Here is a 13,760-nt window from a genome sequence, read left to right as displayed (position 1 = left end):
CAGTTTTTCCCTTAATTATTTAAAAAATTAGAAAGTTCAAATTCCCTTTGAAAAACTATAAGACTTTTCGCATAATCTCTGCTATAATTTTTAAAAAAATTAGTACGCATTTAGGTGTTTTTAGTTAGGGAGATGAAAAGAGTGAACCATCGTCAAGAGTTACAAAATAGCAAGCGTATCGTAGTCAAAGTAGGGACATCTACGTTGACCTATGATAACGGAGATATTAACTTAGCACGCATTGAAAAACTAGCACGTGTGTTATCTGATTTAATGAATGCAGGAAAAGAAGTTGTGCTTGTTACATCAGGTGCTGTTCAAGTAGGAGTAAAAAAACTAAAGTTAAAAGAAAAGCCAACTTCTATTCGAGAAAAACAAGCAGCAGCCTCTGTCGGGCAGTGTGAGCTTATGCATATCTATAGTAAATTCTTTGGTGAGTACAGCCACATCGTCGGTCAAGTACTGTTAACGAAGGATGTAATCGAAGATGAACATGTGCGCAATAACGTTGTAAACACGTTTGAAAAATTAATTGAAGATAAAGTGATTCCTATTGTGAATGAAAACGATACGGTTGCCATCGATGAGATTGAAAACATCGTGCGCTTCGGCGATAACGATAATTTATCTGCCATTGTTTCGGTTTTGATTCACGCAGACTTACTCGTTATTTTATCTGACATTGACGGTTTCTTTGATTCAGACCCCACAAAAAACCCTAACTCTAAGTTAATGAAAGTAATAGATGGCATCACACCGGAGCTTGAGAATTTTGCTGGAGATAGCGGAACGGATGTTGGAACAGGCGGAATGGTCACAAAGCTTACCGCTGCTAAAACAGCTACAAGTGCAGGCGTAAGCTTAATCCTAGCAAATGGTAAAGAACCAAGTATTTTGCGAGATATTATTGAAGGCCAAGAAATTGGAACGTTATTCTTAAAACAAGCTGAAGGAGTAATGAAATGAGTGAATTGCAGTTTAAAGGAAAGCAGGCAAAAGAAGCCTCTTATTTCTTAGGAAATGTAACGAGCGAACAAAAACAGCAGGCACTTTATAAAATGGCGGCTGCTTTATTGGATCAACAAGAAGCGATTTTAAAAGCAAATGAATTAGACGTAGAAAAAGCCGTTCAAAAAGGCACGTCAAAAGCGATGTTAGATCGCTTATCTTTAAATGAAGAGCGAATTCACGGAATGGCAGACGGCCTGCGCCAAGTAGCTGCGCTTTCGGATCCAGTCGGAGAAGTGCTGTCTATGGCGAAGCGACCAAATGGCTTACAAATTGGACAGCAGCGTGTACCTATTGGTGTCATAGGAATTATTTATGAAGCGCGTCCAAACGTTACGTGTGATGCAGCAGGCTTATGCTTAAAAGCAGGAAATGCAGTTATTTTGCGCGGAGGCAGCGAGGCGTTTTATTCGAATCAAGCGATTGTTTCTGTATTATCTCAAGCTGCGGCAAGTGCAGGATTGCCTGAGCATAGCGTACAGCTTATCGAAGATACGTCGAGAGAAACAGCACTGGAGTTAATGAAACTAAATGAATATATCGATGTGTTAATTCCTCGAGGCGGTGCTGGTTTAATTGAAGCGGTGGTAAAAAATGCAACCGTTCCTGTTATTGAGACAGGAACCGGGAACTGCCACATTTATGTTGATGAAGAATATGACCGTGACATGGCGGCCAATATTGTCATTAATGCAAAAACATCTCGTCCAGCCGTGTGTAACTCAGCCGAAAAGCTGATTATTCATGAACGAGCGGCTCATGAATTTTTGCCGATTATTGTTCAAGCGCTACGAGAGAAAGATGTAGAAGTACGCGGTGATGAACGTGCGCTAACAATCGTTCCAGATCTTGTTCCAGCAGCGAATGAGGATTGGAAGAAAGAATATCTGGATTTCATCATGGCGGTTAAAATCGTAGATGATATCGATGAAGCGATTTCCCATATTAATGTTCACAGTTCACATCACTCTGAAGCGATTGTAACAACAAATTATGCTCATGCTCAGCGTTTTTTACAGCGCGTTAATTCAGCCGCTGTTTATGTGAATGCTTCAACGAGGTTTACGGACGGAGAAGAGTTTGGTTTCGGGGCAGAAATCGGAATTAGTACACAAAAGCTTCATGCGCGTGGACCGATGGGATTAAAAGAATTAACAACGCTAAAATATATTATTTACGGAGATGGACAAATTCGATAAAAAAGAAGAGGCTGGGACGAAAGTATTTTAGACAAAGTAAAAACGAACCATTGATCAAAATTTTTGATTAGTGGTTCGTTTTTTGTTAGGGTGAACATAGTTTTCATCTATTTAAATTCTTCTAGTAGTTGATGGGAGGGCGAGACGAAGAATCCTGCGGGAAAAGCGGAACAGATGAGACCCCGCAGGAGCGAAAGCGACGAGGAGGCTCAGCGGCCGTCCGCGGAAAGCGAAGTCTTGCACGGAAATCAACTACGGTGTCATAAGCCGTTTAGCTCATGAATCCCATTTGTTCGTCTTTAGATGGGATTCATTTGGTTATATCCCAACCTCTTCTTTTACTTCCACATATGTTCAATTTCTTCAAGTGACTTTCCTTTTGTTTCCGGAACCCACTTCCATATAAACAAAAATGAAGCGAGACACATAACCATAAAGAATAAAAATGTAAAAGATCCTCCAGCTTTGTTCCAAAGGATAGGGAAAAACTGAGATACAAACCAATTAGCTATCCACAAGAAAAACGTAGAAATAGACATTGCATAGCCTCTCGCGTGATTAGGAAAAATTTCAGAAATCACAACCCATACAACCGGTCCCATAGAAATATTAAAAAGAAATAAATAAAAAACAATAAGTAAACTAGTAGTCAACCCTTCAGTACCTTGAGAATGAAACCCAAAGGAAACGAGAAGCTGCGTAACGGCCATACCAGCCGTGCCAATAAGCAATAAAGCTTTGCGGCCAATCCGGTCGATAAGCCACATGGAACAAAGAACGCCTAAAAAGGCAGCCACACCAATCATAGACGTAACAAGGAGCGATAAATCTCCTCTAGCTCCAGCTGCTTCAAAAACTTGCGGGGCGTAATAAATAATGGCATTAATTCCGACAAGCTGTTGAAAGGCTGCAAGTAGAATACCAATAAGCAGCGCTTTTCGAAGACAGGCCTCTTTAAAAAGCGAAAGAGAAGCCGGTTGATTTTCTTTTAACGATTGCTCAATATGATACAGCTCTTGGCGTGCAATGTGTGTACCATTGATTTTAATTAAAATGTCCATAGCTTCTAAAGTGCGGTTTGCTTTTACCAGCCACCTCGGACTTTCAGGAACAGGAGAAAGAATAAGAAGAAATAAAAGAGCTGGAATGCCAGAAGCACCGATAATGTAGCGCCATCCCGTGGAATTCTGCCAAGCGTCTTCCCCAATAGATAAAATGTAGTCATTTACAAAATAGACAGAAACAATCCCAACGGCAACAGCAAATTGGTATAGAGAGCCTAAGCGGCCACGCATGTGCGGAGGGGCTATTTCAGAAATATAGGTAATAGAAAGAACAGAAGCCATACCAATGCCTAGTCCTCCAATAATTCGAGAAATAATCACAAAAGAGATGGATGAAGATAGCGCTTGCATAATTGCGGACACGACAAATAAAGAAGCTGCTAAAAGTAAGATGCTTTTTCTACCGAATCGATCACTCAGTTTTCCCGAAGCAAGTACCCCAACGGCACCACCGAGCAGCAGACTAGATACAACAAAACCTACCATCGTTGGACTGAGATTAAAATGTACTTTCATCAACCCAATAGCTCCTGAAATGACGGCTGTGTCATAGCCGTAAAGCAACCCTCCAAAAGCAGCTGCACATGAAATGAAAATCACGAAAAATAGATTTCCTTTTTGCTCCTTATACTCGTCAGAAGTTACTTTTACTATCCCCATATAAATTCCTCCTTTGAATCACCGTCACTATTTCAATTAAAAAAACGTTATACGTAAAACGTTTTCATAAAAGATGTTTTTATGTTAAACTAAAAATTATAAATAATCAAACTATTTTTCAACTTTTATATGAATTATGTACGTTTTGTTATCAACCAATAGGGAAGAAAAAATAGGGGGAAGAGAAATATGGCGTTTATGCAATGTGATTTTTTTTCAGAAGTATTGCAAATAAGTACTTCAATGAACGTTTTGATACCGCAGCAAACAAAATCTCAAATTGGTTTACAAACCAATACAAGAAGTGAGAAGCACCCTACGCTCTATTTATTACACGGTCTTTCTGATGATCATACGATATGGATGAGAAGAACATCGATTGAACGTTACGCATCAGAATTAGGACTTGCAGTTGTAATGCCAAATGTAGATCGCAGCTTTTATAGAGATATGGCTTATGGAAAGAAGTATTGGACGTTTGTAACAGAAGAACTTCCTCAATTGGCTAGATCATTCTTTCCGTTATCGGAAAAAAGAGAAGATAATTTTGTAGCTGGCCTTTCTATGGGAGGATACGGCGCTTTAAAATGGGCGTTTCGCAAACCACATCAATTTTCTGCAGCTGCCAGTTTATCAGGAGTGATGGACGTTGAAGGGCTTGGAGGACGTGAAGAAGTGCAGTTCTTAGATTATCCTTTGATTTTTGGCATGCCGCCTGTTATTAGACCTGAGGATGATCTTTTCTGGCTGCTTGAAAATCGCCGGCGATATGGAGAAGTGACTCCGCGTATTTATCAATGCTGTGGAACAGAAGATTTTTTATATCAGGAAAATAAACGTTTTTCCGAGCGCTGTAAGCAAGAGCCTATTTGTTTTACATATGAAGAAGGAAAAGGAAGTCACGACTGGGCATATTGGGATCAAAAAATTCAAGATGTGTTAAAGTGGCTGTTTAGTGAAAAGTAGGGAAGGTAGTTTTCAGTGGTGCCGGCTTCTAGTAGTATAATAAAGAAAAATGTTTACTTGGTCGATAGACTAAAAGGAAATGGGAGTCGGTACGAATGGGGAGAAAAAAAGTCACGATTACAGAAGTAGCAAAAGAAGCGGGTGTTTCATTAGCTACGGTATCAAGAATCTTCAATAATAAAGACGGTAAAATTAAAATTAGTGAAACAACTAAACAAAAAGTACTAAAAGCAGCAGCTCATTTAGGGTATCAGACGAATCCATTTGCGGCAGCTCTGCGGGCCCAAAAAACAGGGATTATCGGCATATTGATTAGAGATTTAAAAGATCCGTTTCTAATTGAACTATTAAAAAAGGTACAGCAACAAGTCCAAAGTCGAGGGATGGACGTTCTTATTGGACACACGGATTACGAAGAAACAACGGCTGAGCGTCAATTAAATGTTATGATGAACCATTGGTTTGATGGGGTCATTTTATTAGACTATGTAGCTGCTCAGCATCCGTTTGTAGATGTATTAAAACAATATCAAAAGCCTTACGTTTCTCTTACAGGTGACGCCTCTTCTGCACTTTGGCCGATTGTACATGTAGATGATGCGGTGGGAATGCAATTAGCTGTTGCTCACTTAACGGACCTTGGTCATAAGAATATAGGGTTCGTTGGAAAAGCTGTAAGTGGAGTCGAGTACCGTCTGTCTCTTTTTTATCAGTATGTACCGTCAGCAAACGCAAAGTTTGTGAAAGAAGATATGAATGACTCAGATGAACTATATCAGTTTATAAATGAGCTAGCTCATCATCCAGATCCTCCAACTGCGCTTATTTGTGCTACGGATTACATCGCTCTGAAAGTGATACACTGTGCGTGGCAAAACGGGCTTCACGTTCCAGCAGATTTGTCTGTTATAGGGTTTGATGATATTACAGAAGCTAGTGAAGCGCATCCTCCACTAACAACTATCCGTCAACCGATGGAAAAAATGGCTGAAAAAGCAGTAAACCTCTTACTTCAGCAAATTCAGGATCAGCAAGAAATAGATCAGATACAGTATAAAATGGCACCTGTATTAGTAGAGCGTGAGACCACAAAACGTATGAATTGATAAGGAATGTATATACTATTCCTGAAAGTGTGAGACAAAAAGTCCACACTTTTTTGCATTAACCATTGCGTCCACTTCCCTCTTTCTTATACACTGTATGCTGTAGGGGAAAAAACCAAGCTTTAATATGTTTGGAGCGATTTGATGACACAACAAAAATTAGATAAATATGAAATTATGGACGTTAGCTTACTAGCAGGTAAAATTATGTTAGAAAGCGGAGCAGAAACGTATCGAGTAGAAGACACAATGATGCGGATTGCAGCGTCTTACGGTATAAAAAAATCCCACAGCTATGTGACGCCAACAGGGATTATGTTTTCACTTGAAACGAAAGAACCGACGAAAACGAAGTTAATTCGTATTTCCGAACGAACGACCGATTTAAAAAAAGTAACCATGGTAAATAGCGTCTCAAGAACAATCAGTCAAGGAAACATTTCCTTGGAGGAAGCGTATGAAATGCTACAAGAAATTGAAGCAACGAACGTAGCTTTTCCACTATGGGTTCAACTTGCAGCTGCATCCATTTCTAGCGGATGCTTTTTAATCATGTTTCAAGGTTTATGGACGGACTTTATTCCAGCCATGTTTTCAGGAGGTCTCGGATTTTTAACCGTGGTGTATTTCCACCGTCTTATTCCGATTCGCTTTTTTGCTGAGTTTACCGCTTCGTTAGTTATTGGACTTTTATCAGCTCTCTTAGTCGCTTCAGGACTAGGCACGCAAATTGATAAAATTATTATTGGATCCGTTATGCCTCTCGTTCCTGGCTTATCCATTACCAATGCAGTGCGAGATTTAATGGCGGGACATTTACTGTCTGGATTATCAAAAGGAGCAGAAGCGTTTCTGACGGCATTCGCTATCGGTGCAGGTATTGCCATTGTATTTACGCTTCTATAGAAGGGAGGCATCATATGCATATCGTAGAGCAGATAATTACAAGTTTTATTGCTTCAGCAGCATTTGGGATCATTTTTAATGTTCCACGTGAATCATTATTAAAAAGTGGCTTTGTCGGAATGATTGGCTGGCTCATTTACTATTTGCTAACGTTCTATGGCGTAGATGAAATTCCAAGCACAGTTGCATCGGCCTTCTTTATTGCTATTATTAGTCAAATTTACGCAAAAATTTACCGAACGCCGATCATTATTTTCACCGTAGCAGGTATTATTCCGCTAGTTCCAGGAGGAACAGCATACGATGCCATGCGTAACTTTGTAGAAAATAATTATAATGAAGCGATTAGTCTTGCAGCGAAAGCCTTTATGATTTCAGGTTCAATTGCCATTGGTATTGTGTTTTCTGAAGTCATCAACCAAATCATTCGTCAATCTAAATTAAATGCCAAAGCAAAATATCGACCGTAGAGAAGCAAGCTCAAATCAGAGCGTGCTTTTTTTATGAAAAAAATAAACAGAACCTTCACTTTTTTTGTCACAAGAAAGTCACGTTTTAGTCTAAAAACGTTCAAAAAATGTACGTGCACAGCTAAAAAAATAGACTATACTATGTAAATAGAAAGAGAGATATTACATATGTATGTGAAACACTGAGCATATCTCTCGAATTATTATGCTCAATATTTCACAATGTAAGTAAAAGATACTCAGAAATGAGCAAAGTATCTATGGAAATGATGAATGTTCTTATATATGAAAGGAGAAAGAAGATGGATACAGTTATACTATCGCGTATTCAATTTGCATCAACGACGCTGTTTCATTTTATCTTTGTACCGCTATCTATCGGTCTTGTCTTTTTAGTAGCGATCATGGAAACGATGTACGTAGTAAAAAAAGATGAACAGTATAAAAAGATGGCAAAGTTTTGGGGACACTTATTCCTGATTAACTTTGCTGTCGGAGTCGTAACAGGTATTTTACAAGAATTTCAGTTTGGCATGAACTGGTCAGAGTACTCACGGTTTGTAGGAGATGTATTCGGTGCGCCGCTTGCTATTGAAGCACTGCTAGCGTTTTTTATGGAGTCCACTTTCCTTGGACTGTGGATTTTCGGGTGGGATCGTTTGCCTAAATGGCTGCACTGTCTATGTATTTGGCTTGTTAGTCTAGGTACTATTTTTTCAGCGTTCTTTATTTTAACGGCTAATTCTTTTATGCAGCATCCGGTTGGAATGGAGCTGAATAATGGACGTTTAGAAATGAATGACTTCTTTAAATTGTTAACAAACGGTCAGCTGTGGGTTGAATTCCCTCATACCATTTTAGGTTCGTTTGCAACAGGCGCCTTTTTTATCACGGGTGTCAGCGCCATTATGCTCTTGAAGAAAAAACATTTGGCTTTTGCCAAAAAATCATTTCAAGTTGCCATTATTGTAGGGTTAGTTTCAGGTGTAGGAATTGCGTTATCTGGTCATGAACAGGCTGGATACTTAGTTAAAACACAGCCCATGAAAATGGCCGCAAGTGAAGGATTATGGGAAAACAGCGGAAGTCCAGGCGCTTGGACGGTAACAGCAAATATTCACCCCGATGAAAAGAAAAATACGGGCGAAATCAAAATACCTTATTTATTAAGCTTCTTATCATACGGGAAATTTTCAGGTTCCGTTCCTGGGATGAATGAGCTGCAGGAGCAGTATACGGCGAAATATGGAGCAGGGAATTATATTCCACCCGTTCGGACAACATTTTGGAGTTTCCGCATTATGGCTGGTCTAGGTGGCGTATTATGTGCATTAGGCATTTGGGGCACGTACTTGCTTTCTCGTAAAAAGCTTCAAGAAAGCAAACTATTTTTACGTATTATGACGATTGCCATTGCCTTTCCGTTCCTTGGAAGCTCAGCAGGTTGGATTATGACAGAGATTGGCCGTCAGCCTTGGGTTGTATTTGGCTATATGAAAACGGAAGATGCCGTGTCTCCTGGTGTAACAGCAGGTGAATTGCTGTTTTCTATTATCTCGTTTTCGTTCTTTTATTTAATTTTAGCTGTGATTATGGTGTTCTTGTTCGTTAAAGAAATTAAAAAAGGTCCAGATCACGATCATGAAGCACACACAAAAGTAACATCAACTGATCCGTTTACAAAGGAGGGATACAATGTTTTCTCTTAATGAATTCTGGTATTTACTAGTATCCATTCTGTTTGTTGGTTTTATCTTTTTAGAAGGCTTTGATTTTGGGATTGGAATGGTGTCTCGTTTTTTAGGAAGAAACGACTTAGAGCGACGAGCTTTTATTAATACAATCGGTCCTTTTTGGGATGCAAATGAAGTTTGGCTAATTTCAGCAATCGGTGCTATGTTTGCCGCTTTTCCAAACTGGTATGCAACGCTATTAAGCGGGTCATATGTTCTTTTTGTTCTTCTTTTGCTTTCGCTTATTGGCCGCGGTGTAGCATTTGAATTTCGAGGGAAAGTTGAAAAACAAGCGTGGAAAAATGCATGGGATTGGGTTATCTTCTTTGGAAGTCTTTTTCCACCGCTCATTTTTGGTATCTTATTTTCAGCGCTAATGAAAGGACTGCCTGTTGAGCGCAACATGCAAATGAATGCCGGCTTTTCGGATATTGTTAATCTATATACCATCACAGGCGGCGTTACGTTAACAATGCTTTGCTTATGGCACGGACTTATTTTTGCCACGATCCGTACGATGGACGATATTAGAGATCGTTCACGTAAGGTCGCTATGAAGCTTTTGCCTATAAATGCCTTATTACTTCTTATCTTTTCAGGCATGACGTTTTTTGAAACAGATTTATTCAGTAATCATAGCCGCTTGATGCTATATACATTTTTCATCGGTATTTTCGTGTATTTACTAGCAGGATTTTTCCTTACACGTAAAAAAGATGGATGGGCATTTGCTATGTCTGGCTTAATTTTAATTTTATCAATTTCCTCTATATTTGCAGGATTGTTTCCAACCGTTTTGGTTAGTTCAATCAATGAAAGCTATAGTTTAACGATTCATAATGCAGCATCAGGGAATTATTCCTTAAAAATTATGTCTTACGCTGCTATTGCATTACTGCCTTTTGTGTTAGGTTATCAAATTTGGAGCTACTACGTTTTCAGAAAACGTGTAGATCATAAGGAGCATATGGAGTATTAATGGGTAGAAATTTAATGGTTTACAACGGAATAAAAATGGTTCTTGCCGTGTTAATAGGGCTTATTACTATTCAAAGTGTAGCCATTATTTTTCAAGCTAAGTGGCTCGCCGAAGTAATTACCGCTCTTTTTCATGGTGAAAGTTTAACTTCGCAGACAAAAGCAATCGGATTGTTTTTGTCTGCCTTTATGATTCGTCAGATCGTAAGTTTTATAGTAAAAAAAACAGCATATCAATTTGGAGTCAAAACGACGCAGGAACTTCGTTTGATAGTCATGCAAAGCATTTTTTCATTAGGACCGCGTTTTACCAAAGATGAAGGAACAGGAAACTTGGTGACGCTCATCACCACAGGCCTACAGAAGCTTCGCGCTTATCTCGAGCTGTTTTTGCCTAAATTGGCCGCCATTAGCGTTACACCTTGGCTAGTGCTTGCTTTCGTCTGGTACCATGATCGGCTTTCAGGCATTATTTTACTTGTGACCATGCCAATTTTAATTTTATTTATGATTTTGCTTGGATTGGCTGTACAAAAAAAAATAGATAGCCAATGGGAGACATATCACGTGTTGTCCAACCACTTTGTAGATTCGCTTCGAGGGTTAGAAACTTTAACATTTCTCGGGAAAAGTAAGAAACATGCTGAAACGATTGAAAGAGTCAGTGACCGTTATCGAAAAGCGACAATGGGAACGCTCCGAATTGCTTTTTTATCTACGTTTGCTTTAGATTTCTTTACGATGTTATCTGTAGCCATCGTGGCTGTTATGCTTGGTTTGCGGCTGGTGAACGGGTCTATGACATTAGAACCTGCACTTATGATTTTATTGCTGGCGCCTGAATATTTCCTGCCGATACGAGAAGTCGGAAACGATTACCATGCAACATTAGACGGAAAAGAATCCGGAGATGCATTACTTAAGATTGTGAAGCGGGCTGAAAAACCGTCTGCTAAAAAAGAAGCTGTTCCTAGTTGGACTGAAAGCAGTGAACTTCAATTACGTCATATTACTGTCAAATATGACAAAGAGCAGCCGCCTTCTCTTGAAGATGTGTCACTGCATGTTAAAGGAATAAAGAAAATTGGAATCATCGGAAAAAGCGGAGCTGGAAAATCGACGCTTATTGATATACTCAGCGGCTTTGTACAATCTACAGAAGGTTCTGCTGAAGTAAACGGCGTGCCAATTGATTTACGCTCAGATGCTTGGCAAAAGCAGATTACGTATATTCCTCAGCACCCATTTATTTTTAATGGAACAGTAAAAGAAAATATTGAATTTTATCAAGACAGAGGCGGCTCATATGATTATCAAGATGCTTTAACGAAAGCAGGACTTTTATCAACGGTTCAACAGATGCCTAAGAAGGAAAATGAAATGATAGGGGATGGGGGACGGCAGCTTAGCGGCGGCCAAGCTCAAAGGATTGCTCTAGCAAGGGCATTTCTAAGCGACCGTCCTATTGTTATGCTTGACGAACCAACGGCACAAGTCGATATTGAAACGGAATATGAATTAAAGCAAGATATTTTAACGATGTTCCAAGAGAAGTTATTTATTTTAGCTACGCACCGTCTGCATTGGATGAAAGACATGGATCTCATTGTTGTAATAGAGGACGGAAAGGTTGCAGAAATCGGTAATCATCAAGAACTGATTCAAAAAAAAGGAGCTTACTATCAATTTTTACATGAAGAGGAGGAGATATGATGAAATATAAAAGTTGGATATGGCCCTACTTTAAAACATATAAATATCGTATCTTTTCTATCTTATTACTAAGCATGTTAACGATTGGTTCTGCTTGCGCGCTAATGTTCACGTCAGGTTATTTGATTTCAGCTTCTTCCTTACGGCCAGAAACGATTTTATTGGTGTATGTTCCAATTGTACTTGTGCGTACATTTGGTTTAAGCCGAGCCTCATTCCGTTATGCGGAGCGTCTTGTCAGTCACGATTTTATTCTTCGTATTTTGGCTAAAATGCGTACACGTCTTTATCGTTTGATTGAACCGTTAATTGCTACATCTCGCTATCAAACAGGAGATGTTTTAGGCGTTCTCGCGGAAGATATTGAAAGTTTACAAGACTTGTTCTTGCGTACCATTCTTCCAACAATTTCAGCTGTTATTTTATATGTTATTTCGATTGTAGCTTTAGGATTCTTTAGCCTAAAGTTTGCATGTTTGATTGCCATCTATTTATTTTTATTAGTAGTAGTGATGCCGCTTTTTTCCCTTTGGCATATGAAGGCAGCCAATCAGCGATATAAATCAAGCAAAGCACAGTTATATGCCAAGGTCACAGACGGCTTTTTAGGAGTGGCTGATTGGGTGTTAAGCGGTCAGCAGCAGTCATTTTTTCATTCGTATAACAAAACAGAAAATGAGTTAGACGGCATGGATCGCAAGCTTAAACTATGGACGTATTACCGAGAATTGTTTGGACAACTTATTGTAGCAGGTTTAATTGTCACAATGATTTGGTTTGGGGCTTCTCTTTTTGCAGATAAAGAGCTTGCAGGTGTGTTTATTGCTGCTTTTATTTTAGTAGTATTTCCTTTATCTGAAGCGCTGCTGCCAGTAGCTAATGCGGTAGAAAAGATTCCTCAGTTTGAAGAATCATTAAATAGAGTACAGGCAATGGAAAAGAACTGGGAAGATGTGAATGAAAAGAAAAAACATACTCTTTCTCTACCTTATGAAGGTTCATGGAATTCGGTTAGATTAAAAGTTGAGCATGTAAGTTTTCGCTATAGTAATGAGGAGGAGTCAGTAATTCATGATCTTTCATTTCAAGTCGAGCAAGGGAAAAAAATTGCGATTCTTGGCAAGAGTGGAGCTGGAAAATCGACTCTATTAAAGTTGCTGCAAGGCTCCTTAGCACCTACAGAAGGCACAGTTCAACTAAACGGTCAGTCTGTTGCTGAAGTTCGTGAAGATGTACCAAAACTCATCTCTGTATTAAATCAAAATCCTTATTTATTTAATACAAGCGTAGCCAACAATTTATTACTAGCTAATGAAGAGGCCACAAAAGAAGAAGTAATTGAGGCCATGAAGCAAGTGAATATGCACTCCCTTGTGGAAGGTTTGCACCAAGGATATCAAACGCCGATGCTCGAAACAGGTCAGCGCTTCTCGGGAGGAGAACGTCAGCGGATTGCGTTAGCACGCGTTCTGCTTCAGCATACGCCAATTGTTATGCTAGATGAGCCAACTGCAGGGTTGGATGCTATGACTGAAAAGCGCTTGTTATCCACTATCTTTGAAACTCTTCAAGACAAAACCTTAATATGGGTTACGCATAATTTAGTTGGGATGGAAAAAATGGATGAAATCTTATTTTTGCAAGATGGTAAGATAGCCATTCGAGGAACGCATGACGAATTGCTTGCGACGAACAGTCACTATCAAAAGCTATATGAATTGGATCATCCGGCAAAAAGCCTTTAGCAGAAGCTAAAGGCTTTTTATTATTTGATAATAAAGTGAAATTCGACAAACATGAGTAAAATATGTGTCGAATGAAAGAAAACAGCTTGGATTCAAAGAAAAGAGTATGCGTTTAGCATTTTTGAAAAAGTGGTAAAACAAGGTAGTGTTTGTTTCTTCCTGTATAACATCGGTTTATTTTAGGGAAAATATATACACATTATGCGAACGAG

The 13,760-nt window shown here is 39.1% G+C and carries 12 protein-coding genes; 11 read left to right on the top strand and 1 reads right to left on the bottom strand.

Features of this window, described 5'->3' with window-relative positions; genetic code table 11:
* Positions 1-132: 132 nt before the first annotated feature.
* From proB to LJC66_RS27880, 3 genes are all read left to right on the top strand, one after another.
* On the top strand, positions 133-966 hold the full coding sequence (proB, locus tag LJC66_RS26485) for a glutamate 5-kinase (protein ID WP_014457700.1): 834 nt from the start codon (positions 133-135) through the stop codon (positions 964-966).
* Positions 963-2,207 (top strand): glutamate-5-semialdehyde dehydrogenase, encoded by a 1,245-nt coding sequence (locus LJC66_RS26480; protein ID WP_230933831.1) that lies wholly within the window; start codon positions 963-965, stop codon positions 2,205-2,207. The genes proB and LJC66_RS26480 overlap by 4 nt, the downstream gene beginning before the upstream one ends.
* 131 nt (positions 2,208-2,338) lie before the next feature.
* A complete protein-coding gene (locus LJC66_RS27880; protein ID WP_269067761.1) occupies positions 2,339-2,473 on the top strand; it encodes a hypothetical protein in 135 nt (44 codons plus the stop codon).
* A gap of 72 nt (positions 2,474-2,545) precedes the next feature.
* Here LJC66_RS27880 and LJC66_RS26475 read toward each other — a convergent pair whose 3' ends face one another.
* Complete coding sequence (locus LJC66_RS26475; protein WP_098332531.1) at positions 2,546-3,931, bottom strand: sugar porter family MFS transporter; 1,386 nt, start codon at positions 3,929-3,931, stop codon at positions 2,546-2,548.
* Between the two features lie 189 nt (positions 3,932-4,120).
* Between LJC66_RS26475 and LJC66_RS26470 the strand changes: the two genes are divergently transcribed.
* The 8 genes from LJC66_RS26470 (at position 4,121) to cydC (ending at position 13,548) form a co-directional block, all read left to right on the top strand.
* Positions 4,121-4,897 (top strand): alpha/beta hydrolase, encoded by a 777-nt coding sequence (locus tag LJC66_RS26470; RefSeq protein WP_230933830.1) that lies wholly within the window; start codon positions 4,121-4,123, stop codon positions 4,895-4,897.
* 95 nt (positions 4,898-4,992) lie between these two features.
* Positions 4,993-6,003, top strand: coding sequence for a LacI family DNA-binding transcriptional regulator (locus tag LJC66_RS26465; protein ID WP_230933829.1), 1,011 nt, complete (start codon positions 4,993-4,995; stop codon positions 6,001-6,003).
* 144 nt (positions 6,004-6,147) lie between these two features.
* Positions 6,148-6,909: a threonine/serine exporter family protein gene (locus tag LJC66_RS26460; protein WP_013085528.1), complete on the top strand. Its 762-nt coding sequence runs from the start codon at positions 6,148-6,150 to the stop codon at positions 6,907-6,909.
* 14 nt (positions 6,910-6,923) lie between these two features.
* Positions 6,924-7,379, top strand: a complete 456-nt coding sequence (locus tag LJC66_RS26455) for a threonine/serine exporter family protein (RefSeq protein ID WP_013059882.1) — start codon at positions 6,924-6,926, stop codon at positions 7,377-7,379.
* Between the two features lie 302 nt (positions 7,380-7,681).
* Positions 7,682-9,088 (top strand): cytochrome ubiquinol oxidase subunit I, encoded by a 1,407-nt coding sequence (locus LJC66_RS26450; RefSeq protein ID WP_195695651.1) that lies wholly within the window; start codon positions 7,682-7,684, stop codon positions 9,086-9,088.
* On the top strand, positions 9,075-10,091 hold the full coding sequence (gene cydB, locus LJC66_RS26445; protein ID WP_043977563.1) for a cytochrome d ubiquinol oxidase subunit II: 1,017 nt from the start codon (positions 9,075-9,077) through the stop codon (positions 10,089-10,091). Before LJC66_RS26450 ends, cydB begins: the two co-directional genes overlap by 14 nt.
* On the top strand, positions 10,091-11,803 hold the full coding sequence (gene cydD, locus LJC66_RS26440; protein ID WP_230933828.1) for a thiol reductant ABC exporter subunit CydD: 1,713 nt from the start codon (positions 10,091-10,093) through the stop codon (positions 11,801-11,803). The genes cydB and cydD overlap by 1 nt, the downstream gene beginning before the upstream one ends.
* Entirely contained in the window at positions 11,800-13,548 is a 1,749-nt protein-coding gene (cydC, locus tag LJC66_RS26435; RefSeq protein WP_230933827.1) for a thiol reductant ABC exporter subunit CydC, read from the top strand. Before cydD ends, cydC begins: the two co-directional genes overlap by 4 nt.
* The last annotated feature ends 212 nt before the right edge of the window (positions 13,549-13,760 follow it).

The organism is Priestia sp. TSO9 (assembly GCF_021029645.1).
GTDB lineage: Bacteria > Bacillota > Bacilli > Bacillales > Bacillaceae_H > Priestia > Priestia megaterium_E.
Note: the sequence above shows the minus strand (reverse complement) of the source record. Positions and strands in the feature narration are given on the sequence as shown.